Annotated in this window: 19 protein-coding genes; 4 read left to right on the forward strand and 15 right to left on the reverse strand. The window is 63.2% G+C overall.

The annotated features are described in order from the left end of the window. Positions 1–88 precede the first annotated feature (88 nt). The 4 genes from HWX91_RS11390 (at position 89) to dmpG (ending at position 4,347) form a co-directional block, all read left to right on the forward strand. Positions 89–1,480 carry a DUF1329 domain-containing protein gene (locus tag HWX91_RS11390; RefSeq protein ID WP_028193857.1) on the forward strand — a complete coding sequence of 464 codons (1,392 nt, stop codon included), beginning with the start codon at positions 89–91 and terminating at the stop codon, positions 1,478–1,480. An 84-nt stretch (positions 1,481–1,564) separates the two neighbouring features. After that, positions 1,565–2,347 carry a 2-oxopent-4-enoate hydratase gene (gene dmpE, locus HWX91_RS11395; RefSeq protein WP_028193858.1) on the forward strand — a complete coding sequence of 261 codons (783 nt, stop codon included), beginning with the start codon at positions 1,565–1,567 and terminating at the stop codon, positions 2,345–2,347. A 59-nt stretch (positions 2,348–2,406) separates the two neighbouring features. Then, positions 2,407–3,306 carry an acetaldehyde dehydrogenase (acetylating) gene (locus HWX91_RS11400; RefSeq protein ID WP_028193859.1) on the forward strand — a complete coding sequence of 300 codons (900 nt, stop codon included), beginning with the start codon at positions 2,407–2,409 and terminating at the stop codon, positions 3,304–3,306. A gap of 9 nt (positions 3,307–3,315) precedes the next feature. After that, positions 3,316–4,347: a 4-hydroxy-2-oxovalerate aldolase gene (gene dmpG / locus HWX91_RS11405; RefSeq protein ID WP_028193860.1), complete on the forward strand. Its 1,032-nt coding sequence runs from the start codon at positions 3,316–3,318 to the stop codon at positions 4,345–4,347. 772 nt (positions 4,348–5,119) lie between these two features. On the opposite strand, the gene HWX91_RS11410 is transcribed toward dmpG, so the two are convergent. The 15 genes from HWX91_RS11410 to HWX91_RS11480 all read right to left on the reverse strand — a co-directional run bounded on the left by HWX91_RS11410 (position 5,120) and on the right by HWX91_RS11480 (position 22,468). Then, the gene (locus tag HWX91_RS11410; RefSeq protein ID WP_028193861.1) at positions 5,120–6,199 is read right to left on the reverse strand and encodes a 3-ketosteroid-9-alpha-monooxygenase, oxygenase component; all 1,080 of its coding nucleotides are present in this window, start codon (positions 6,197–6,199) and stop codon (positions 5,120–5,122) included. Positions 6,200–6,399: 200 nt separating this feature from the next. Continuing rightward, positions 6,400–8,910 (reverse strand): efflux RND transporter permease subunit, encoded by a 2,511-nt coding sequence (locus tag HWX91_RS11415; protein ID WP_028193862.1) that lies wholly within the window; start codon positions 8,908–8,910, stop codon positions 6,400–6,402. A 97-nt stretch (positions 8,911–9,007) separates the two neighbouring features. Then, positions 9,008–10,018: a beta propeller repeat protein gene (locus HWX91_RS11420; RefSeq protein WP_028193863.1), complete on the reverse strand. Its 1,011-nt coding sequence runs from the start codon at positions 10,016–10,018 to the stop codon at positions 9,008–9,010. Positions 10,019–10,141: 123 nt separating this feature from the next. After that, a complete protein-coding gene (locus HWX91_RS11425) occupies positions 10,142–11,347 on the reverse strand; it encodes an acetyl-CoA C-acyltransferase (RefSeq protein WP_028193864.1) in 1,206 nt (401 codons plus the stop codon). A gap of 29 nt (positions 11,348–11,376) precedes the next feature. Continuing rightward, complete coding sequence (locus tag HWX91_RS11430; protein WP_081832882.1) at positions 11,377–11,904, reverse strand: MaoC family dehydratase; 528 nt, start codon at positions 11,902–11,904, stop codon at positions 11,377–11,379. Positions 11,905–11,915: 11 nt separating this feature from the next. Continuing rightward, the gene (locus tag HWX91_RS11435) at positions 11,916–12,719 is read right to left on the reverse strand and encodes an SDR family oxidoreductase (RefSeq protein WP_028193866.1); all 804 of its coding nucleotides are present in this window, start codon (positions 12,717–12,719) and stop codon (positions 11,916–11,918) included. After that, the gene (locus HWX91_RS11440; RefSeq protein WP_028193867.1) at positions 12,716–13,915 is read right to left on the reverse strand and encodes an acyl-CoA dehydrogenase family protein; all 1,200 of its coding nucleotides are present in this window, start codon (positions 13,913–13,915) and stop codon (positions 12,716–12,718) included. Before HWX91_RS11440 ends, HWX91_RS11435 begins: the two co-directional genes overlap by 4 nt. Beyond that, complete coding sequence (locus HWX91_RS11445) at positions 13,915–15,201, reverse strand: acyl-CoA dehydrogenase family protein (protein WP_042273554.1); 1,287 nt, start codon at positions 15,199–15,201, stop codon at positions 13,915–13,917. Before HWX91_RS11445 ends, HWX91_RS11440 begins: the two co-directional genes overlap by 1 nt. Before the next feature lie 4 nt (positions 15,202–15,205). Next, positions 15,206–16,081, reverse strand: coding sequence for an SDR family oxidoreductase (locus HWX91_RS11450; protein ID WP_028193868.1), 876 nt, complete (start codon positions 16,079–16,081; stop codon positions 15,206–15,208). Between the two features lie 57 nt (positions 16,082–16,138). Then, positions 16,139–17,290: an acetyl-CoA C-acetyltransferase gene (locus tag HWX91_RS11455; RefSeq protein WP_028193869.1), complete on the reverse strand. Its 1,152-nt coding sequence runs from the start codon at positions 17,288–17,290 to the stop codon at positions 16,139–16,141. After that, a complete protein-coding gene (locus tag HWX91_RS11460; RefSeq protein ID WP_028193870.1) occupies positions 17,290–18,351 on the reverse strand; it encodes an acyl-CoA dehydrogenase family protein in 1,062 nt (353 codons plus the stop codon). The genes HWX91_RS11455 and HWX91_RS11460 overlap by 1 nt, the downstream gene beginning before the upstream one ends. Before the next feature lie 77 nt (positions 18,352–18,428). Next, positions 18,429–19,610, reverse strand: coding sequence for an acyl-CoA dehydrogenase family protein (locus tag HWX91_RS11465; RefSeq protein WP_028193871.1), 1,182 nt, complete (start codon positions 19,608–19,610; stop codon positions 18,429–18,431). After that, on the reverse strand, positions 19,607–20,425 hold the full coding sequence (locus HWX91_RS11470; RefSeq protein ID WP_028193872.1) for an enoyl-CoA hydratase family protein: 819 nt from the start codon (positions 20,423–20,425) through the stop codon (positions 19,607–19,609). Before HWX91_RS11470 ends, HWX91_RS11465 begins: the two co-directional genes overlap by 4 nt. A 70-nt stretch (positions 20,426–20,495) precedes the next feature. Continuing rightward, positions 20,496–21,578, reverse strand: coding sequence for an NAD(P)H-dependent flavin oxidoreductase (locus tag HWX91_RS11475; protein ID WP_028193873.1), 1,083 nt, complete (start codon positions 21,576–21,578; stop codon positions 20,496–20,498). Further along, complete coding sequence (locus tag HWX91_RS11480) at positions 21,575–22,468, reverse strand: enoyl-CoA hydratase (RefSeq protein WP_028193874.1); 894 nt, start codon at positions 22,466–22,468, stop codon at positions 21,575–21,577. Before HWX91_RS11480 ends, HWX91_RS11475 begins: the two co-directional genes overlap by 4 nt. Positions 22,469–22,473 lie beyond the last annotated feature (5 nt).

The raw sequence follows: 22,473 nt of genomic DNA on the forward strand, positions 1-22,473 counted from the left end.
AGCATTGCGCGTATCGCACGCTTTGGGCGCTTAGCGGCAGGTATCACCCTTTGAATCAGCCGTCTTTTTACTGCAAGAGGATTTGGTCATGAGTCGAATTTTCAATCCCGCATTGCGTGTCTGCGTGTTCGCGGCAGGCGCCGCGCTCGCCGTCACACTGGGTGCCCCGTCGTTTGCCAAAACCAGCCCGGAAGATCTCGCCAAACTCGAAGGCCCGCTCACGCCGATGGGCGCGGAGCGCGCAGGCAACACCGACGGCACGATCCCCGCGTGGAGCGGCAAATGGTTCGGCACGCCACCGGGCGTCGACTACAAGCCGGGCCAGCGTTTCCCCGATCCGTATGCGAACGAGAAGCCGCTCTTCGTGATCACCGCGCAAAACATGCAGCAGTACGAAGCGCGTCTCACCGATGGCGAAAAAGCGCTGCTCAAGAAGTATCCCGACAGCTTCAAGATCCCGGTCTACCCGAGCCACCGCGATTTCAGCTATGGCGACGCCGTGTACAAGGACATTCGCCTGTACTCGCCCAATACCACGATGACGAAAGACCAGAACGGCCTGAAGGACTTCCCGCCGGTCACGCCGTTCCCGGTGCCGAAAAACGGCGTCGAGGCGATGTGGAATCTGCGCTTCGCGTCCGCGGTCGAAGGCGAAACCGCGACCTACGACCAGGCGGTGGTCTACCCCGACGGCAATATCGCGTGGGGCAAGGTGCAGTACGCGATTTACGGACCGCGCAGCGCGGACCATTTCGATCCGAAGAGCCCGTTGAACGCGAAGAGCTTCTTCCGCCAGACCACCATGCTGCCGCTCTCCGATCGCGGCACGATCATCACCGGCTACGAAATGTGGGACCAGGAAGGCTCCGACACCCGCCGCACATGGTCGTATAACCCCGGTACGCGGCGCGTACGCCAGGCGCCCGAGTTCGGCTTCGACCAGCCCGAAGGACCGGGTGGCTTTCGCACCGTCGACGACGACCGCCTCTTCAACGGTTCGGGCGAGCGCTACGACTGGAAGATCCTCGGCAAGCGCGAAGTGTATGTGCCGTACGACAACTACAAGCTGATGGACCCGTCGATCAAATACACCGATCTGCTGACCAAGGGCCATGAGAACACGCAATACATGCGCTTCGAACTGCATCGCGTGTGGGTGTTGCAGGCTACGCTCAAGTCCGGCTATCGCCATCAATACGCGAAACGGGTGCTGTATCTCGACGAGGACACCTGGAACGCGGTCGCTGCCGACAACTACGACGCACGCGGCACGCTGTGGCGCACCAACCTTGCCCCGACGCTCTACGCGTACGACGCCAAATCGTTCTACTCGACCGCCGTGTTCTATCACGATCTGATCTCGGGTGCTTATTACGCGGACCGTCTGTCGAATCAGGAACCGATGCCGGTGCTCACACGCGGCTCGCAACTGACCGAAGCGTACTTCTCGCCGGATGCGATTCGCGGCGCGGGCAACTGATTTCGTTGCCTCGCTAACGAAACCACGGCCGGGGACGGATTCAGGTCCAGCCCCGGCGCTTTTTCCTTTCTAATCGCGCCCGCCATGACTTCGACACTACATACCACGCTCGGCGACGAGCTTTACCGCGCATGGCACGAGCGTGCGCCGATCGCACCGTTTTCGGCGCGCGCCGAGGGTTTGTCGCTTGCCGACGCTTACCGCGTGCAGCAGCACTTCGTCGCCCGCCGCATTCAAGCCGGCGAAACCATTGTCGGCAAGAAGATCGGCGTAACGAGCCAGGCCGTGCAGGACATGCTCGACGTGCGCCAGCCGGATTTCGGCGTGCTGCTTTCCGGCATGCACTATGTCGCAGGCGAAAACATCCCGATCGACAAGCTGATCGCGCCGCGCGCGGAAGGCGAGATAGCGTTCTATCTGAAAGACGATCTGCGCGGTCCGGGCATCACGCGAGACGACGTACTTACGGCAACCGAAACGGTCGGCGCGTGCTTCGAAATCGTCGATTCGCGCATCCGCGACTGGGCGATTCGCATCGGCGACACGGTGGCCGACAACGCGTCATGCGGTGTCTACGTGCTTGGCGAAGAACGCGTCGCGCCACATACGCTCGATCTCGCGGCCTGCCACATGGTGCTCGATAAGAACGGCGCGCGTGCCGCGGAAGGCTTCGGCGCCGCCGCGCTAGGTCACCCCGCCGATGCAGTCTCGTGGCTTGCAAACACGCTGGGCGACCTCGGTGTGCCACTGCTCGCCGGAGAAGTGGTGTTGTCGGGTTCGCTGGCGGCGTTGATTCCTGTCACCCGTGGCGACCAGTTGCACATGCGGATCGAAGGTATCGGCAGTTGTTCGGTGCGCTTCATCTGAGCATTCATCCGAGCACTTCGTCTGAGCGCTTCACCGTCTTTTCCTTGAGGATGCATTGAATGAGCAAGATCAAATGCGCGTTGATCGGGCCCGGCAATATCGGCACCGATCTACTGTACAAACTGCGCCGCAGCGCGGTACTCGAACCCGTGTGGATGGTCGGTGTCGACCCGGATTCCGACGGCCTCGCACGGGCCCGCGAGATGGGTTTGAAAACGACGGCCGACGGCATTGACGGCCTGCTGCCCCATCTGGCCTCCGACGATATTCGTATCGCCTTCGACGCCACCTCCGCGTATGTCCACCGCGAGCATTCCGACAAGCTGACCGCGCGCGGCGTGCGCGTGATCGACCTGACACCTGCCGCGATCGGCCCATTCTGCGTGCCGCCGGTCAACCTCGCCGCGCAGATCGACCAGCAGGCCATGAATGTCAACATGGTCACCTGCGGCGGCCAGGCGACGATTCCGATGGTGTACGCCGTTTCACGCGTACAGCGCGTGGCGTATGGCGAGATCGTCGCGACTGTGTCGTCGCGTTCAGTCGGCCCTGGCACGCGCAAGAACATCGACGAGTTCACCCGCACCACTTCGCTCGCGATCGAACAGATCGGCGGCGCGGCGGTAGGCAAGGCGATCATCGTGATCAATCCGGCCGAACCGCCGTTGATCATGCGCGACACGATCCATTGCCTGACCGAGACCGATCCGGACGTCGAGGCGATCACGGCTTCCGTCCACGCGATGATTGATGAAGTACGCCAGTACGTGCCCGGCTATACGTTGAAAAACGGTCCTGTGTTCGACGGCCGCCGCGTGTCTGTGTTCATGGAGGTCGAAGGTCTCGGCGACTATCTGCCGAAATATGCAGGCAATCTCGACATCATGACCGCGGCCGCCGCGCGTACTGCCGAAGTCTTTGCCCAACAGATGCTTGCCGCATCCCCTGCCACTGCGTAAGGAGCTCCCATGTCATTAGCAGGAACCCGCATTACCGTCCACGACATGACGTTGCGCGACGGCATGCATCCCAAGCGTCACCAGATTTCACTCGACCAGATGCGCTCGATTGCGCGCGGTCTCGACACCGCTGGCGTACCGCTCATTGAAGTCACGCACGGCGACGGCCTGGGTGGCGCATCGGTTAACTACGGATTTCCGGCGCATACCGACGAGGCCTATTTAAGCGCCGTGATTGAAGACCTAAAACAGGCCCGGGTTTCTGCGCTTTTGATACCGGGCATCGGCACGGTTGAGCATTTGCGCATGGCGCACGGGCTTGGCGTGCACACGATTCGTGTGGCGACGCATTGCACGGAAGCGGACGTGTCCGAGCAGCACATAGGTCTTGCCCGCAAGCTCGAGATGGACACGGTGGGCTTTTTGATGATGGCGCACATGTCGCCACCCGAGCAGCTCGTCAAGCAGGCGAAGCTGATGGAGTCGTACGGTGCGAACTGTATCTACATTACCGACTCGGCCGGTTATATGTTGCCTGACGATGTGACTGCGCGCATTGGCTTGGTTCGTGCTGCGTTGAAACCTGAGACCGAGTTGGGGTTTCATGGCCATCACAATCTTGCGATGGGTGTTGCGAATTCGATTGCGGCTATTGCTGCCGGGGCCAATCGTATCGACGCGGCGGCTGCGGGGCTTGGTGCTGGTGCCGGCAATACGCCGATGGAAGTTTTTATTGCTGTGTGCGAGCGGATGGGGATCGAGACGGGTGTCGATGTGTTTGGGATTTCGGATGTTGCCGAGGATCTTGTCGTGCCGATTATGGATGCGCCGATCCGGATCGATCGCGATGCGTTGACGCTTGGGTATGCGGGAGTGTATTCGTCGTTTTTGCTGTTTGCCAAGCGGGCTGAAGCGAAGTATCGGGTTCCGGCACGGGATATTCTTGTTGAAATGGGGAGGAGGCGCCTGGTCGGTGGGCAGGAGGATATGATTGAAGATACGGCGTTGACGCTTGCTCGCGAGAGGGAGGTTTTGGTGTAAAGGTTTTGGGGGGTGTTCTGTTGTTGGGCTTTTGGCCTTTCCTTGCTGTGTTAGTGGTCTATTAGCGTTGCCCCTGTGCGGGGCGGCACCTACTTTTCTTTGCCTGCCGCAAAGAAAAGTAGGCAAAAGAAAGCGGCTCAAACCGCCAGCTCATAAGCGGGTCCCCCGCACAGCCACGGTAGTGGTGCATCTGGAATTTGTCGCCTCGCACACTCCGCACCTTTGACAAAGGACTCATCAGCTCCCACTCCGCACTGCGTGCGTCGCGGACGGGTCTGCCAGGGAAACCGGCGGGTTTACTTCGCACAGCGGAGCCACGGCTTCGCCGTGGCAAGGTACCAATGCATAAGCAACACGGCATTCTGGAGGTGCCATCGCGCCACGTACGGCGCACGGCAAAACGCAGCGGGTGGTGTTCAGAACTGGGCGTCGGCGCGCGCAGCGCCGCCGGAGGTATGACTGCCTTGTCACTGAGGCGGAGTGTGCGAGGCGACAGATTCCAGATGCACCACTACCGTGGCTGCGCGGGGGACCCACTTAAGAATTAGCGGTGTGAGCCGCTTTCTCTTGCCTACTTCTCTTTGCGGCGGCAAAGAGAAGTAGGTGCCGCCCCGCACAGGGGCAACGCTAATAGACCACTAACAAATCAAGGAAAGGCCAAAAAAGTCCAAAAGACCAACAACAGAACGGACCACTAACAAACCAGGAAAAAGCCAAACCGCCAGCTCAACAAGCAACCCGCCGAGCAGGCAAAAAACGCCCCCAAAAAATCTCACTCTTCAAACACATGCCGCAAGGCCCCACCCCTCCCCGCCCCCTCCCGAACCTTAATCTCCACGACCTTTCTCGCCGTACTGGAAGGCCGCACCTCCGCGGCGTCGACATAAAACTGCGAGTACCAATCACGCATCTGATACAACGGACCATCACCCTCACACAACAGCGGATTGTCAATCCGCGTCTTCGTATCCCAGATCGCGACGTCCTCATAAAACGCAGCCTGCGCCTGCTTCGAATAAGCACGCGCAATCTCCATGTTCTGCTCTTCGGATAAACCCGGCACCTTCTTCACCATCACGCCATACCGCAATTCGAAGCTGTTCATATCGACCGGCACATGACAGTTCAGCAGAATCGAATGAATCGGATGACCACCACTCTTACCCGTCATTTCCGTGATGTGATATGCCGGACCAAAGTAAGTGGACAGCGCGATCAGTTCGTCATCCCCCAGCCGCTCGCTGCGGCCAACCAGCAATTGCGTTGCCTTATGCCCTTCGAACAGATTCGCGAAATAATCGACCGGCGCGCCGTGCACAGTAGCAAAGTGAGCCATGTCGGAGATGTTGTCGACCAGCTCGCGGCAGTTCGTGTCGATCTTCATCAGATCCACAACCCAATCGGACCATTCGTCGGAAAAACATGCGTCGATACGGGGAATCGCAACATCTTCGCCCGGCGGATTGCCCTCGGGGTCATGCCAGATGAACAGCAACTGGTTCTGTTCGCAAGTCTGCCAGGCGCCGATCCTGGCCTTCGGCGGAATCCGCTTGCAGTACGGAATCGACTGGCAGTTGCCTTCGCCGTCCCACTGCCAGCCGTGAAACGGACACACCAGCGTGTCGCCGTCCACACGGCCAGTGCTCAGATCACCACCCATGTGCGGGCAGTAGCCATCGACCACGTTCACCTTCCCCTGTGAATCCATGAACGCAGCAAGACGTTGGCCAAAAATGTTCAGCGTATGCGGCTTGCCATCCTTGTATTCGCTGGCAAGACCAAGACAATGCCAGCCGCGTGCATATCGCTGCACCAACGGCTGCGCTTCAATTCTGTAGGGCCGTGCGGACATCTCTTATCTCCTCCAATGGAAAAGACGGCGCTTCTGATTAGCCGCCGTCATCAATACTTCTGCAGAGCGCGGGCAGATTTTCGTGCTCACGCCTGACGATAAGCGCCACGCACTCCGCCTTCATCGTCCCGATGGACTAGGGACTTCAGCTACGCCTCAGCGCCTCGCCCGCGCGTTGTTTGCACGGCACCCGCACGTCGTTAGCGCCCCGGATTGCCATGCTCGAGCGCAGCCGGCTCGACCTCGCCAGGAGCCGGTGCAGCACCGCGCACAGGTGCATCAGCCGCCCCGGTCGGGTTTCGTACGTTCGTAACGGCCACGCCCGCTGCGCCGATCCGCGAACCCGCGCGCCGCTCCGCCTGCTCCACCCCAAGCCATGCCGCCAGCGCCGGCAACAGAAACACCGCACCGAACAGGTTGACGAGAAACATGAAGGCAAGCAGCACCCCCATATCCACCTGAAACTTGAGTGCGGAGAACGCCCATGTCCCCACGCCGATGAACATGGTCACCGCGGTAAACAAGGCCGCGGTGCCGCGTTGCCGCATCGCCGCCGCGAACGCTTCGGGCAACGAGGCTCCGCCGCGCACTTCATGCTGCAAACGTTCGTACAGGTAGATGCCGTAGTCGACGCCCACCCCCACACCCAGCGTAATCACCGGCAAGGTGGCGACCTTCAGCCCGATACCGAGCCACGCCATCACCGCGTTGCACAAAATCGACACCACGGTCAGCGGCACGACGATGCACAACACCGCACGCCACGACCGGAAGGTCACGAAGCACAGCAACGCGATCGCACCGAAAATCGACAGCAACATCGCCACCTCGGCGTCGCCAACCGCTTCGTTGGTCGCCGCCATCACGCCGACATTGCCGCCCGCGAGCCTGAAAGCGATATTCGGCGTGTGATCCTGCGCCGCCAGACGTTTGATCTCATCGACGATATGCGCGATCGTCTTGCCTTCGTGATCGGTGGTGTAGATCAACACCTGAATCGCCTGACAGTTCTCGGTGTTCATACCGTTGTCGGGATCGAAGGCGCTCGAACCCTGGGTAAGGCCATCGCTCGAACGCGGCAGCGCACCCCAGCGCGGATTGCCTTCATTGAAAGCGGCAATTGAAATCTTCGCAAGCGAAGGCACGCTCACCACCGACTGCACGCCCGCCACACCGCGCATCTCCATCTCGAAGCGCTCGATTGCGCTCATCACCGGGTAATGCAGACAGGCATCGTCGTAACCGGTGGTCTCGACGATCACCGCGAGCGCATCGACGCCAATGTTGTACTGACTCGTGATGCGCGCGTTATCGAGGTTGTAGCGCGAAGTGGCGCGTAGCTCGGGAGCGCCGGCGCCAATGTCGCCAATCTGAAGCTTGCGCGACTCCCTCGCGCCGAACGCGAGCAATAACAGCGCGATCACGAACACGCCGAGAGCGGGCGCGGGACGCGCGAACATCGCGAAGCGCGTCCACAGGCGGCTGCCACCCTGCGCCGCGCGGTTTTTTGCACGCGCCAGCGTGCCGGCTTCCAATCGTGTGTACGACAAAAGAATCGGCAGAAAAACCTTGTTGGTGACGATCATCAGCAGTACACCGAGGCACGCCGTGACACCTAACTCACGCACGATCTCGATCTGGATGCGCATGATCACCATAAAGCCCAGCGCATTCGTCAGCAGTGCAACGGTGCCCGGCACGAACAACTTGCGAAAAGCGTCGCGGGCGGCATCGGTCGAGGACATGCCCGCAACCAGCGCCTGCTTCCACGCATTGGTCATCTGCACGGCGTGCGAAACGCCAATCGAGAAAATCAGAAACGGCACGAGGATCGACATCGGATCGATACCGAGGCCCAGCACCGGCAACGCGCCGAGCAGCCACACCACCGGCAGCAACGCGACGAACAGCGCAAGCACCGTGGTCTTCGCCGAGCGCGTGTAGGCAAACAGCAACGCAGCCGTAATCAGGAATGCGAGGGCGAAAAAGCCGATTACGCCGCTGATTCCCGCCTCCACATCTCCCACGAGCTTCGCGAAGCCGATAATGTCGACCTCGACATGCTGGTTCGAATAGCGCGCACGGATCTGTTCGAGTTGCCGCGCCACCGCGCTGTAATCCAGATGCTTGCCGGTAACCGGATCGGTCTCGCGCAACTCCGCGCGAATCAGCGCGGAATGCAGGTCATTACCGACCAATCGGCCGATCTGCCCTGAACGCGCCACGTTGCGGCGCACTTTGGCGAGATCGTCGGGATTGCTGCTGCTAAATTGGCCTGGCACGACCACGTCCCCGCGAAAACCCGCTTCGGTGACCTCCGTGTAGCGCACATTCGGCGTGAACAGCGAAAACACGCGCGAGCGGTTCACGCCGGGAATGAAGAACACGTCATCGGTCGCGTGGCGCAGATCGTCCATGAACGCCGGGTTGTAGATGTCGCCGCGACCCTTCCAGCGCAGACTCACGAGAATCGTGTTGGCGCCCGGAAAAGCACTCGCATAGCGGTTGAACACCTGCATATACGGGTGCTGCATCGGGATCATCTTGTTGAAGCCGGGATCGAGCCGCAGACGCGTCGCGGACCAGCCCAGCGCGACGGTCACCGCGAGACACAGCGTCAGCAGAATGCGCCGGTGCCGCATGATGGCGTCGGCGCAGCGCTCGACAAAACGCGAAAGGCGGGACGAAGAAGGACGGGACGATGCGTTCATGGTGCGTCTCACGGCAAAACAACGGGGAGCGCGGCGGGCGTGGCGAGTCGGTGGCCGGCGGGCGCGCTATGGAATTCGGCGAACGAAACCGAAGGATTCAGGACGGTGACGCGCCGAGCGACGCGTGCAGCGGCGCAAGCGGTGGCTGGGCCGCCGGCGAAACCGGCAGCAACGCCACGCCCGCCTCCCCGCCCAACGCCAGCTCGCCATGCCCGGCGTCGACCACGGCCGCGAGGCTCTGCACGCCGCCCACCTTGCGCACCGTGAAGCTCTGTCCGTTATCGCGCGAGATCACGATCGCACCGCCCTGGCCGACCAGCACCAGTTCGCCGTCGGACAGTTGCACCGCGCCGAAATACGAGGTGCCGACGTGACTGTCGATATGCGTCCACGTGCTGCCCTGATCGGTACTGCGCAGCACGTTGCCGCGCATGCCGTATGCGAGCCAGTCGCCGTTCTCCAGCTTCAGCACGCCGAATAGCGAACCCTGATAGGGCACGGGCCGCTTCTCCCAACTCGCGCCGTTGTCGGTCGAGAGGAGCAGCGTGCCGGTTTCGCCCGCGATGATCAAACGGCCACTTGCATCGCCGGCAATCGCATTCAGGTGCCGATCGTCGGCGGGCGTTTTCTGTTGGGTCCAGGTGGCGCCCGCATCGTGCGAAACGAACAACTGGCCGAAGCTGCCGCTGGCGAACACCAGTCCGCTCGCATTGCCCCACACCGACAGCAGCGGGTCCGAATGCTTGCGATCGAAGTGCACCTCGCTCCAATGCGCGCCGCCATCGACGGTACGTACGATCCAGCCGTCATGTCCTACCGCGATGCCGATACGCGGCGTGATAAAAAACACCTGGGTAAGCGCGGACGCTTCGTCGGAGGCCACCGCGGCTTGCCGCCAGGACGCGCCCGCGTCGTCGCTCAACAGAATGACGCCTCGCTCGCACACCGCGACGAGACGCCTGCCCGCTCGGGCAAGTCCGTTGATCTGCAGGCGGTCGGCCTGAATGGCAGTCGCCGCGAAAGCCGGCAGCGGGCGAGGCGAAAACGCAAACAGCGCCGCGCCCAGCACGGCAGCAGAGAGCAGCAAACCGGGTAGTGTTGATTTCATTTTTTGTCTCCTGTCGACCGGAGTTCGCGCTTTAGCGTGTCGTCCAGAGTTCGCGCCTTGTCGCGCTACTCAGGTCCCACGCAGAGCACTTACTCTGGTTCCATGCAAAGCTCCGAGTGCGGTCTACGCCGCTATTTCGAAGAGTGCCGCAGCGCCCATGCCGCCGCCGACGCACATCGTTACGACGAGATAGCGCACGCCGCGCCGCCGCGCTTCAAGCAAGCCGTGCATCGTCATACGGGTGCCGGACATCCCGAACGGATGGCCAACCGAGATCGCACCGCCATTCACGTTCAGACGGTCCGCCGGAATATGCAGTTGATCGCGGCAGTAGATCACCTGGCACGCGAACGCCTCATTCATCTCCCACAGCCCGATGTCATTCACCGTCAGCCGATGGCGCGCCAGTAGTTTCGGCACCGCGAGCGCCGGACCGATACCCATTTCGTCGGCTTCGCAGCCGGCGACAGCCATGCCGCGATACATGCCGAGCGGCGTCAAACCGCGCTGCTTCGCCGCCGCCGCGCTCATCACAACCACCGCCGCCGCGCCGTCGGACAGTTGCGATGCATTGCCCGCGGTAATGAATTCGCCCTGCGCGACCGCCTCGCCGCCGCTCCAGACCGGCTTGAGCGCCGCCAGACTGGCCGCGCTGGTATCGGCACGATTGCATTCGTCGCGGCTCGCCCGCACGGCTTCGCTGCCGGCCGGCTTGCCTTCCTTGTCGAACAGCGCGCGCTGCGCGTCGAGGGGCACGATCTCTTCGTCGAAGCGGCCCGCAGCCTGAGCCGTCGCCGTGCGCTGCTGACTCGTCAGCGCGTACTCGTCTTGCGCCTCACGTGAAATGCCGTACCGGCGCGAGACGATTTCCGCCGTTTCGATCATCGCCATATAGGCAGCCGGCTGATGCGCGAGCACCGCCTCGGAACGCGCGCGGTACGCATTCTTGTGCTTGTTCTGCGTGAGCGTGATCGACTCCACGCCGCCGGCCACCACGATTCGCGCATCGCCGCACAGGATGTTCTGTGCGGCGGTCGCGATGGTCATCAAGCCCGACGAGCACATCCGGTCCATCGCCATGCCCGGCACCGAAGCCGGCAAACCGGCCGCGGCCGCCGAGAGCCGGCCGATGTTGTAGCCCTGGCTTCCCTGCTGGGCGGCGCAGCCCATCAACACGTCGTCGATCTCGGCAGGGTCGAGTTGCGCGCGTTCGACCGCGGCGCGCACCACGTGGCCGCCGAGCGCGGGCGCTTCGGTGTCGTTGAACACACCGCGAAATGCCTTGCCGATCGGTGTGCGCGCAACCGAGACGATGACCGCTTCGTTCATGAGATTTCCTCTACGGGTTCTACAGGTTTCTACAGGTAGTAGCGGCTGATGGTGTCCGCTACGCAACCGGGTTTGGTCTCGCCGTCGATTTCCACGCTCACGCGAATCCAGGCCTGCACGCCGCCTTCAATCGCTTCGGCGCGCAACAACTGGCCGACGCCACGAATGCGCGCGCCGGCTCGCACCGGCGCGGGAAAGCGGATCTTGTCGCAGCCGTAATTGACGCCGAGCCGCGCGCCGTCGACACGCACGATCTGCGGCAAGAAAAAATTAACGAGCGAGAGCGTGAGAAAGCCGTGCGCGATACAGCCGCCAAACGGACCATGGCGAGCGCGTTCGGCATCGACATGAATCCACTGGTGATCGAGCGTCGCTTCGGCGAACAGATCGATGCGCGCCTGATCGATCGCGAGCCATCCGCTCGCGCCGAGCGTTTCACCCACGGCCGCTATCAGCGCTTCGGGATGGGCGAATAGGCGAGCGGGCTGGCCATGGCCGTCAACGTCGCTCACACTGCCAACGCCACGGGTGCCGCCGATGTCGCCGACTTCAGTCATAACGCGCTCCATCACGCGTGCTGACTGCTGACCGACAGCACTTCGCCGGTCATATACGACGCGTAGTCGCTTGCCAGAAAGACCATCACGTTCGCCACCTCCCACACTTCGGCGGCGCGTCCGAATGCTTCACGCGACGCCAGTTGATCGAGCAGGTCGGCCGAAGCCGACTTCTTCAGAAAATCGTGCAATGCAATGCTCGGCGCCACCGCGTTGATACGCACGCCGTACGGCGCGGCCTCGAGCGCGGCGCAGCGCGTCAGCGCCATCACGCCGGCCTTCGCTGCCGCGTAATGCGCCTGTTCCGCCTGCGCCCGCCAGCCGAGCACCGACGCGTTGTTCACGATCACGCCCCGGCCTCGCTGCTGCATGTGCGGCAGGATTGCCCGTGTCGTGCGGAAGGTGCCGGTGAGGCTAATGTCGATCACCCGCGACCATTCGGCATCGTCCATTTCGACGATGCGACGCGCGCCACCGAGCCCGGCGTTGTTGATCAGCACGTCCACGCCTTGCAGCCGGTCTTCGGCATCCGCCACCAGCGTGCGTACGTCCTGTTCCACCGAAACGTTGCACAAGCGTCCGTAAATCGCCTGTAAGCCGGTTTCGGCGCGCAAGGTGTCGACCGCCTGCTCAAGACGCCGCTCGTGAATGTCGGAGATGAAAAGCGCGCGGCAACCTTCTTCGGCGCAGCGTTTGGCGGCGGCGAAACCGATGCCCGCACCGGCAGCCGCCGTAATCAGCACGGATTTACCCGCCAGCAGTCGATGGCCCGGCACATAGGCAGGCGCGGTACGCACCGTTTGGAATTCGTTCATAGTGTTCCTCGAGGTTCTCTGGGCATACCGAGCCCGCGCTCGGCCATGATGTTCAGCTGGATTTCGTTGGTGCCCGCGTAGATGGTGTCGGCGCGCGAGAAAAGGAACACGCCTTGCAGACGGGTACGTTTCGCGTCGCTGCTGTCGATCAGATTGGCGTCGAGGCCCAGCACGTCCATCGCCAGTTGGCCCAGATCGCGATGCCAGTTCGACCAGTAGTATTTGTAGATCAGCGCTTCGCGGCTCAACGCGCCGGCGCCGTTTTCATCGGTAGAGGCGCCCGCCAGCATCCGCAACGCGTTGTAGCGCATCACGCGTAAGCCGGTCCACGCCCGCGCGATCCGTTGACGAACCAGCGGATCGTTCGCCACACCCGCCTCGTGTGCCGCATCGACCACCCATTCGAGCTCGCGGATGAACTGCATCTGCTGACCCAGCGTGGACATGCCGCGCTCGAAACCGAGCAAGGTCATCGCAATGCGCCAGCCGTCGCCCGGCGTGCCGACCAGATCTTCGGCGGCCGCGAGTGCGCCGTCGAAGAACACTTCGTTGAACTCGGCTCCGCCGTTCAATTGTTTGATCGGGCGAATCTCGATGCCGGGTTGATCGAGCGGCATCAACAGGAACGAGAGTCCGCGATTGCCGCGCGATTCGGCGTCGGTGCGCGCAATCACAAAGATCCAGTCGGAATCGTGCGCGAGCGAAGTCCAGACTTTCTGGCCATGCACACGCCAATTGCCGCTCCCGTCGCGAACCGCGCGTGTGCGGACGTTCGCGAGGTCCGAACCCGCACCCGGTTCCGAGTAACCCTGGCACCAGAACTGCGTGCCGTTCAGAATGCCCGGCAGAAACCGGCGACGCTGATCGTCGGTGCCGCACGCGATCAAAGTCGGCCCGAGCAAACCCTCGCCGATATGGCCCATACGCCCTGGACCGCCGGCGCGGGCGTATTCCTCATGAAAAATCACCTGTTCGGCGACGGACATCGCACGGCCGCCCTGTTCTTTCGGCCAGCCCAGCCCGGTCCAGCCGCCGCTCGCCAGTTCACGTTCCCATTGCTTGCGCAGCGCGGGATAAGCCTCTTCATCGCCGGGACCGCCGCGGTATTGCAGGCAGGCGAACTCGCCACGCAGATGGGTACTCATCCACCCGGCGACTTCCGCGCGCAAACGTTGCTGCTGCGTTTCGCTGTTCATCAGAGCACTCCTGCGAGGACAGCTTGCACGTGATCCGCATGCGCCGGCGGCAAGGGCCGGGTTACGCTCGAAGCCTCACTACGATCGATCACGTGTTCCGCGATAAACGACAGCATCTGCGCGGTCGTGCCGAATTGCGCGCTGCAAGCCTGTGCGCGTTTGAAATACAGTTGCGGGTCGTACTCCCAGGTGAAGCCGACGCCACCATGCAGTTGGATCGCTTCCTGAGCACAGAAACGGAAAGCGTCGTTGGCGGTGGCTTTTGCCGCGGCGATGTCGGCAAGCACGGGCTGCGGTAACGAAACGGCCGCCTGATTCCCTGCTTCATCGCGTGCCTGGTCCCAGGCTTGTGCCGCGCCGAGCACGGCCGAACGGGTCGCCTCGATCTCGACCATCATCTGCGCGCAACGGTGCTTGATCGCCTGAAACGACGCGATCGCGCGGCCGAATTGCACGCGCTCCGCTGTATAGGCAAGCGTGAGATCAAGGCATTGCTGCGCGCCGCCCAGTTGTTCGGCAGCCAGTGCCAAAGCCGCAAACCATACGGAAATTTCGAGCGCACGTTGCGCCTCGCCGCCACACGCGAGCAGCGCGTCGCGCGGCACATCGACCGCATGCAATTCGATACGTGCCAGCGGACGCGTCGCATCCAGCGTGGTGAGCGGCGTACGGCTGAGGCCCGCAAGATCGGCGCAGTTCAATTCAAACAGCGCGATGGTTTGCGACTCGTTGGCGATCCAGGCGGGCACCAGCACGAGATCAGCGCTCGCGCCATCGATAACCTGTGCCAACGCCCCAGACAAACGGTAACCGTAAGCCGTCTCTTCAGCGTAGACCGTCACCGAACGCGTATCAAAGCCGGGCACGGCGCACGCCGACGCGTTGCGCGTATCGAAACCACCCGCCGCATCCAGCGCGAGCGTCGCGCTCACTTCGCCGCCCGCGATCCGCGAGAGCCACACGCGAGCTGCGGCCGATTCGCACTGCGCGAGCGCAGTCGCCGCAAGGCACACCGTGCTGAAATAAGGCACGCAGGCGAGGCGCCGCCCCATCTGTTCCATCAGTAACACCAGCTCCATCGCCCCGAGGCCCGCACCGCCCGCCGCTTCCGGCACGGTCAGTGCGCACCAGCCGAGTTCGCCGCCGAGCATGTGCCACAGCGCCTCGTCGCGGCTCGCCGTGTGTTCGATCGCCTGCCGCACCGCCGCCGATGCGCTGCGCTCGGCCAGCACATCGGCGGCCGAGTCGCGAATCATGGTCTGTTCTTCGGAGAGAGCGAGGTTCATCGCGTCAGCTTCCGTAGACCTGCTGTGCCGGCTCACGTTCCGCGACCAGCTTCGCCACCGCTGCCCCCAGCGCGGTGACTTGCCAGCGCGCGCCGATGTCGATGCGCGGCCCCGTACGCCAGCCTTCTGCCACCGCGATCATGCCCCCCGCCGCTTCGAATACCTGACCGGTCACGTCGCGCGATTGAGCACTGCCGAGCCAGACGACCAGCGGCGCCACGTTAGCCGGATCGAAGTAATCGAAACCGTTGGCGGGCTTTTTCATCATCTCGGCGAACACGCCTTCGGTCATCGAGGTACGCGCCGCCGGCGCCAATGCGTTCACACGCACGCCGTAGCGCTGCAATTCCGCGGCCTGCATCAGAGTCAAAGCCGCGATGGCCGCCTTGGCCGCGCCATAGTTCGCCTGGCCGATCGACCCTTGCAGACCCGCCCCCGAACTTGTGTTGACAATGCGTGCGTCCACCTCGCGTCCTGCCTTCGACGCGTCACGCCACTCGCGTGCCAGCAGTTGCGAGAGACAGAAATGGCCACGTAGATGCACTCGCATCACGTCATCCCAATCGCTCTCGGTCATGCTCGTGAACATCCGGTCGCGGCAAATACCCGCGTTGTTCACAAGCACATGAATCGCGCCGAAGGCCTCATGCGCGGCGTCGATAATGCGTTGCGCCGTGTCGATCCGCGTGATGTCGTCGGCGTTCGCCAGCGCCCGGCCACCGGCTCGCGCGATCTCGTCGCAGACGGCTTGCGCGGCTTCCTGACGAATATCGTTGACCACCACCGCCGCGCCCTCGGCGGCGAACGCCAACGCGTATTCGCGGCCCAACCCTCCCCCCGCCCCGGTAATGATCACGGTGCGTTCGTTGCAGATTCCCATACTTGATCCTCGTAGACAGTGATGCGGCTGAGTGCGCCTGAGTGCACCTGGTTGCGCTTAGAGGCGCTCGATGATCGTGACGTTGGCCAGCCCGCCGCCTTCGCACATTGCCTGCAAACCGTAGCGGCCTTGCGTGCGTTCAAGCTCGTGCAGGAGAGTGGTCATCAGGCGCGCGCCGGTGGCGCCGAGCGGATGACCTAACGCAATCGCGCCGCCGTTCGGATTGGTCTTCTCATGCGGATAACCCAGTTCGGCGAGCCATGCGAGCGCCACTGAGGCAAACGCTTCGTTCAGTTCAACCACGTCGATCTCGGCGAGCGCGAGACCGGTCTTCTTCAATGCGTGACGTGTCGCGGGAATCGGCGCGGTGAGCATCCACAGCGGATCGTCGCCCAGCACGCTGAGGTGATGAATACGGGCGCGCGGCGTGAGGTTGTAACGCTTGAGCGCCTCTTCGGAGACGATCAACAATGCCGCCGCCGCGTCGCAGGTCTGGCTCGAGACAGCCGCCGTTAGCGCACCGCCTGGCATCAGCGGTTCAAGCGCGGCCATTCTGGCAAGCGTCGTGTCCTTACGCGGCGTCTCGTCATGAACGACTCCGGCGAACGGCACAATCTCGCGCGCAAAGTGGCCGCCCTCAATCGCAGCCAACGCGCGCCGGTGACTCTCCAGTGCGTACTGTTCCATCGTTTCGCGCGACAGGTTCCAGTGGTCTGCGATCCGTTGCGCCGCGTGAAACTGCGACACCGGCGCATCGCCGAAGCGCGCGCGCCAGCCGATGCTGCCCGAGAACGGATCGGTGAAACCAAGCGGCTCGGCCGCCGTCATCGCCGACGAAATCGGAATCTGCGTCATGGTCTGCACGCCACCCACAACCACCACATCCTGCGTGCCGCTCATCACCGCTTGCGCCGCAAAATGCACGGCTTGCTGCGACGAACCGCATTGCCGGTCCACCGTGACACCCGGCACCGTCAACGGCAAGCCGGCGGCGAGCCAGCAGGTGCGAGCGATATTGCCCGCCAGTGGGCCAATCGTATCGACGCAGCCGAACACCACGTCGTCGTATTCCTCGGCGGGAATGCCATTGCGGGCGACCAGCTCTTTCAATACGAAGCCGCCGAGATCCGCGGCATGCACTTGCGCGAGTCCGCCTTTGCGGCGACCGGTGGGTGTGCGCAACGCATCGACGATATAAGCCTGTTTCATTACGATTCCAGTTCGAAAGTGCGGGCCGGTCCGATCGGAGCACAGGACTCGATCAGCGCGTCGGCCACGCGGGCCTTGTGAAACGTCGTGTCGCCCCAACTGCCCGAGAGCGCCCAGATGCGTTTCATGAAGATCTGCAAGTCGAGTTCCCACGTGTAGCCGATCGCGCCGTGCACCTGCATCGCATGGCGCGCGGCGAGTTGCGCCGCGGCGGTGGCGACAAGCTTCGCGTGGGAGACGTAGAGCGCGCGCTGCGGGTCGTTGTCGGCGATCGCGCAGGCGGCCCGGTACACCACCGGCCGCGCGAACTCGTAGCGAATCGCGACGTCGGCGAGCAGATGCTTGAGCGCCTGATACGAACCGATCGGCTTACCGAACTGTTTGCGTTGCGCGCTGTAATCGATCGCGACGTCGAGCACACGCTGCGTGAGCCCGAGCAATTGCGCGGCGACGGCGAACGCACCCCGGTCGAGTGCGCGCGCCAGCAAGGGTTGCGCTTCGGAGACCGTCGCCACCCGCGTGTGCGGGGTTGCCTGCCACCCGAGCTCGAACAGCCGACGCGAAGGATCGACGCTCTCCACCGGATTCAATCTGCAAGCGTCGGGCGTGAGCCAATGCAGCTCGCCACCGCGCTCGCACAACAGAACCTTTGCGACGTGCGCGTCGCTGACATAAGGATTCACCGGATGTGCAATCGCTACTCGCGCCGAACCCGCCGCGATATCACGCAACAACGCATCGCGTTGCCCGCTCGCCGGCAAGCCTTCCAGCATGCCAACCGCCACGAGCGCCGTATCGAGTAACGGCTCGGGTCCCGCGAAATAGCCATAGGTCTGCGCAAGCAGTGCCCACTCCACGTCACCGAGTCCCAGCCCATCGAAATTTTCCGGCACCGACACGGCGGTCAGCCCTTGCGATGCGAACATGTCCCACATGCGCTCCGAGCGGCCCGTGGGCGTAGTCCACAACTCACGGATCAACTCCGGCGTCATCTCCGTCATCAGAAAGCGCTTGACGCTGCTGGCCAATGCTTCCTGATCTTCGTTGAATACGAAATCCATAGTTCCTCGCTCAATCCTTTACGCGTCTGAATGCCGGCTGTCACGGCTTAAGTGCTTGCATGCTTGCAGCACCGGCATCACGAGCGCGGCATACCCAACATCCGTTCGGCGACGATGTTGCGTTGAATCTCGTTGGTGCCCGCATAGATCGGCCCCGCCTGCGCGAACAGGAACCCGTCGAGCCAGTTGCCGAGCGCCGCGTGCTGCTCGTGCGTCTGCGGCACGACTTCGGCGTGCGCGCCGAGAATATCGAGCGCGGTCTGATGCATGCGCAGATCGAGTTCGGACCAGAACACCTTGTTGGTGCTCGACTCCGCACCGATGTGGCCACCCTTCTGCAAGCGGCTCGCGGTCGCGTAGGTGGAGAGCGCGTAGGCCTGCGCATCCATCCACGCGCTGATCACGCGCTCGCGCAAGGTGGGATCGCGATCAGCCTGTTCACGGTGCGCGAGGTAGAGCGCGCGCAATGCTTCGGCCGTGCGCTGAAAACGCGCGGGCGAGCGCAGCATCAGGCCGCGTTCGAACCCGGCGGTCGCCATCGCGACCTGCCAGCCCATGCCTTCGCCCGCCAGACGATTTTCGACCGGCACGCGTACGTCGTCGAAGAAAATCTCGGCAAAGCCGGTGTGGCCGTTCAACTGACGGATCGGCCGCACGGTGATGCCCGGCGTCGCAAGCGGCACCATCAGGAAGGTCAGGCCATGATGGCGCGTGGATTGCGGATCGCTGCGAAACAGGCCGAACAGCCAGTCGGCCCATACCGCGCGCGTCGACCAGATCTTCTGGCCATTCAGGATGTACTCGCCGCCCTTTCCTTCGTCGGTACGGATCGCGCTGGCGCGGATCGCCGCCATGTCGGAACCGGCGTTCGGCTCGGACCAGCCCTGTGCCCATACGTGCTCGCCCGCCGCCATCGCCGGCAGAAAGCGGGCCTTCTGCGCGTCCGTGCCGAAGTCCATCAAGGTCGGGCCGAGCAGGAAGATGCCGTTCTGGTTCACGCGCATAGGCGCGTCGGCGCGCCAGTACTCTTCTTCGAAGATCAGCCACTCGATCAGATCGCAACCGCGTCCGCCCAGTTCGCGCGGCCACGTCACCATGCTCCAGCGGCCTGAATGCAGCGTGCGCTCCCATTCCCGGTGCGCGGCAAAACCCGCCTCGGTATCGAAGCTCGGCAGCGGTTCGCGCGGCACATGGAGCGCAAGCCAACTGCGGATCTCAGCGCGAAACGCGCGTTGCGCCGGCGTGTAATCGAGCTTCATGCGCGTGCTCCGCCCTGGCGTTCGGCGTCGTTGCCGCCGTTGAACTGCGCGTCTCGTTTTTCGACGAAGGCCGAGCGTGCTTCCGCCGAATCGTTCGTCATGTACGCCTGCAAGGTGAAGCCCTGCTCCCAGCGATATTTGTCTTCGAGATCGCCGTCTTCGACACCGTTCAGCGCTTCTTTTGCAAGCTGCAACATCGCGGGGCTCTTCGCGGCGATCTTGCGGGCAATCTCGAAGGCCGCGTCACGCAGTTGTTCGCGCGGCACCACACGCTCGACCGCGCCGAGCCGGTACGCTTCGGCGGCGTCGACCATGTCGCCGGTGAAATACATCGCGCGCACTTTCTGCACGCCGAACATGCGCTGCAAATGCGCGCCGCCGCCCATCGCACCGCGATCGATCTCGGGGACGCCGAAACGCGCGCATTCGGACGCAACGATCACGTCCGCGGCGCCGCAGATGCCAATACCGCCGCCCAGTACGAAACCATGCACCGCGACGATCACCGGCTTCGGATTACGGTGCACCGCACGAAAGGTCGCGTAATTGCCGGCGTTGACCGCGACGATCCGTTCGGGATGCGCGGCCAGTTCCTTGATATCGACGCCCGCGCAAAAGCCACGCCCTGCACCGCGCAGCACAATTACGTGCACGCTGTCGTCGCGGCCGAGCGCGTCGATGGCGTCGGCCAACGCCTGCCAGCCGCGCGCGTCGAGCGCATTGACCGGCGGCTGGTCGATCACCAGTTCGCCGATGCCGCCTTCGCGTTCGATTCTGAACGGCAGCGAGCGGACGCTATTGATGGGTTCTGTCATGTCTCCGTCCCTGATGAAGGATGCTGATTTGTTTTAGCTGGCCATGCGCTGCGTTGGGGAATGCGCGACGTCATGCGTGAACCGGCTCGCTGCGCATCGCCGCGAGTGCGTCGAGCCGCACCAGGGCTTCTTCGACAATGCGTGCAATCAAGGTCTCGCACGGTTCGATCGCGCCGATCACCGCCGCGACCTGGCCGCTCGGCAGCACACCCTCATCCGGCCTGCCTTCGACAATCGCGCGCTGAATCAGAAACGGCGCGTTCGCCGCCATCAAGGTCTGACTCGCGGTGTAGCTGTGATCGCGCAGCGCCTTGAAACCGAGCGCGGCCATCTGGCTCAAACTCATGCCGCTCTGGCGGCGCCATGCTTCAGCCGTGCGCAACGCGAAAAGCGTGCGGCGCAGCGGGCCGAATGCTTCGAGACGCAGCAGATACGGGGTGTCAATCATGCGTTGCGGCAAGCCGTCCAGCGCTGCGGACACGCGGATGTGCGAAGGATCGTCGACCTCCACGTAGCGCGCGAGCGTCGAGCGCGGCACCGGCGACTCTTCGGCCATCAGGAAGCGCGTGCCCATCGCGATGCCCGCCGCGCCGTAGCCAAGCGCCGCCGCGAGACCGCGCCCGTCGTAGAACCCGCCTGCCGCGATCACCGGCACCTTCACTGCATCGAGTACGCGCGGCACCAGCAAAGTCGTCGGCATCGAGCCGGTATGGCCACCGCCCTCCGCGCCTTGCACGGTGACTGCATCGGCACCCAGCTCGACCGCTTTGGCCGCGTGTTTCGGGGCACCTACGGTGGGAATGCACATCACGCCCGCATCCTTGAAGCGACGGATCGTCTTTGCGTCCGGCCCGCGGCCGTAACTGACCGCGCGCAGCCGGTGTTTGATCGCCAGATCGACTACCTGCGCCGCGTTCGGCTGGAACATATGAAAGTTGATGCCGAACGGCTTGTCCGTCAGTTCCTTCACACGCAGGATTTCCGCTTCCACGCGTTCGGCTTCCAGCGTTGCGCCGGCGAGAAAACCGAAGCCGCCCGCATTACAGGTTGCGGCGACGAGTCTCGCATCGGCGACCCAACCCATCGCCGTCTGCACGATCGGATATCGACAGCCAAGCAAGTCGCAAAGGGGCGTATGCAGCGTCGCGCTCATGCGGCTTCTCCGCCGGCCTTACCGTTCTCCTGCGCGCCGCCGCCAGGCCGTTGCGACTCGGCCATCTTGCGCGCGTCATAGCCACCCAGTTTGTCGCCGCTCACCAGTTCGTTGTGCGCATGCGCGAAGTGATGCCAGGCGAACGCCGCATCCATTGCCGCGCGCTTGCCCTGCAATTCCTCGACATGATTTACGGCCTGCTTGGTCAGCGTCAGACCGAGGCGCGGCATACGCGCGATCTTCGCAGCGATTTCGCTCGTGACGTCCTGGAGTCGCTCGCGCGGCACGACGCGATTGACCATACCCATCTGATAGGCACGCGCCGCGTCCATCCGCTCGCCGAGAAACAGAAATTCCTTGGCGATGCGCGGATTCAGTTCATACGCGTGCGCGAAGTACTCGACGCCTGGAATGCCCATGCGAACGACCGGATCGGAAAAGAACGCGTCCTCCGATGCGACGATCAGGTCGCACACCCAGGCCAGCATCAGGCCGCCCGCTACGCATGCCCCCTGCACCATCGCGATGGTCGGCTTGGGCAGATCGCGCCAGCGGCGGCACATGCCGAGATAGACCTCCTGTTCGCGGGCGTACAGAAACTCGCCGCCTTCCTTGCCGACATGGTCGTACCAGAGCGAGGCGCGCTCGAACGACTGATCGATGTCGCGGCCGGGCGTGCCGATATCGTGGCCCGCCGAAAAATGCCTGCCTGCACCGGCGAGTACGATGACCTTCACCGCATCGTCGTTCGACGCGCGCTTGAACGCTGCGTCGAGCGCATACGTCATCTTTGAGTTCTGCGCGTTGTGATACTCGGGGCGATTCATCGTGAGCGTGGCAATGCCGTCGTTCACGCGATAGTCGACAACGTTGTCGTGGGTGACTTGCATGATGT

Source organism: Paraburkholderia fungorum, from assembly GCF_902833645.1.
In the GTDB taxonomy this organism is placed as follows: Bacteria; Pseudomonadota; Gammaproteobacteria; order Burkholderiales; family Burkholderiaceae; genus Paraburkholderia; species Paraburkholderia fungorum.

Coding starts and splice junctions, on each gene's coding strand:
- HWX91_RS11390 (WP_028193857.1), top strand. CDS start 89: ATGAGTCGAATTTTCAATCCCGCATTGCGTGTCTGCGTGTTCGCGGCA.
- dmpE (WP_028193858.1), top strand. CDS start 1,565: ATGACTTCGACACTACATACCACGCTCGGCGACGAGCTTTACCGCGCA.
- HWX91_RS11400 (WP_028193859.1), top strand. CDS start 2,407: ATGAGCAAGATCAAATGCGCGTTGATCGGGCCCGGCAATATCGGCACC.
- dmpG (WP_028193860.1), top strand. CDS start 3,316: ATGTCATTAGCAGGAACCCGCATTACCGTCCACGACATGACGTTGCGC.
- HWX91_RS11410 (WP_028193861.1), bottom strand. CDS start 6,199: ATGTCCGCACGGCCCTACAGAATTGAAGCGCAGCCGTTGGTGCAGCGA.
- HWX91_RS11415 (WP_028193862.1), bottom strand. CDS start 8,910: ATGAACGCATCGTCCCGTCCTTCTTCGTCCCGCCTTTCGCGTTTTGTC.
- HWX91_RS11420 (WP_028193863.1), bottom strand. CDS start 10,018: ATGAAATCAACACTACCCGGTTTGCTGCTCTCTGCTGCCGTGCTGGGC.
- HWX91_RS11425 (WP_028193864.1), bottom strand. CDS start 11,347: ATGAACGAAGCGGTCATCGTCTCGGTTGCGCGCACACCGATCGGCAAG.
- HWX91_RS11430 (WP_081832882.1), bottom strand. CDS start 11,904: ATGACTGAAGTCGGCGACATCGGCGGCACCCGTGGCGTTGGCAGTGTG.
- HWX91_RS11435 (WP_028193866.1), bottom strand. CDS start 12,719: ATGAACGAATTCCAAACGGTGCGTACCGCGCCTGCCTATGTGCCGGGC.
- HWX91_RS11440 (WP_028193867.1), bottom strand. CDS start 13,915: ATGAACAGCGAAACGCAGCAGCAACGTTTGCGCGCGGAAGTCGCCGGG.
- HWX91_RS11445 (WP_042273554.1), bottom strand. CDS start 15,201: ATGAACCTCGCTCTCTCCGAAGAACAGACCATGATTCGCGACTCGGCC.
- HWX91_RS11450 (WP_028193868.1), bottom strand. CDS start 16,081: ATGGGAATCTGCAACGAACGCACCGTGATCATTACCGGGGCGGGGGGA.
- HWX91_RS11455 (WP_028193869.1), bottom strand. CDS start 17,290: ATGAAACAGGCTTATATCGTCGATGCGTTGCGCACACCCACCGGTCGC.
- HWX91_RS11460 (WP_028193870.1), bottom strand. CDS start 18,351: ATGGATTTCGTATTCAACGAAGATCAGGAAGCATTGGCCAGCAGCGTC.
- HWX91_RS11465 (WP_028193871.1), bottom strand. CDS start 19,610: ATGAAGCTCGATTACACGCCGGCGCAACGCGCGTTTCGCGCTGAGATC.
- HWX91_RS11470 (WP_028193872.1), bottom strand. CDS start 20,425: ATGACAGAACCCATCAATAGCGTCCGCTCGCTGCCGTTCAGAATCGAA.
- HWX91_RS11475 (WP_028193873.1), bottom strand. CDS start 21,578: ATGAGCGCGACGCTGCATACGCCCCTTTGCGACTTGCTTGGCTGTCGA.
- HWX91_RS11480 (WP_028193874.1), bottom strand. CDS start 22,468: ATGCAAGTCACCCACGACAACGTTGTCGACTATCGCGTGAACGACGGC.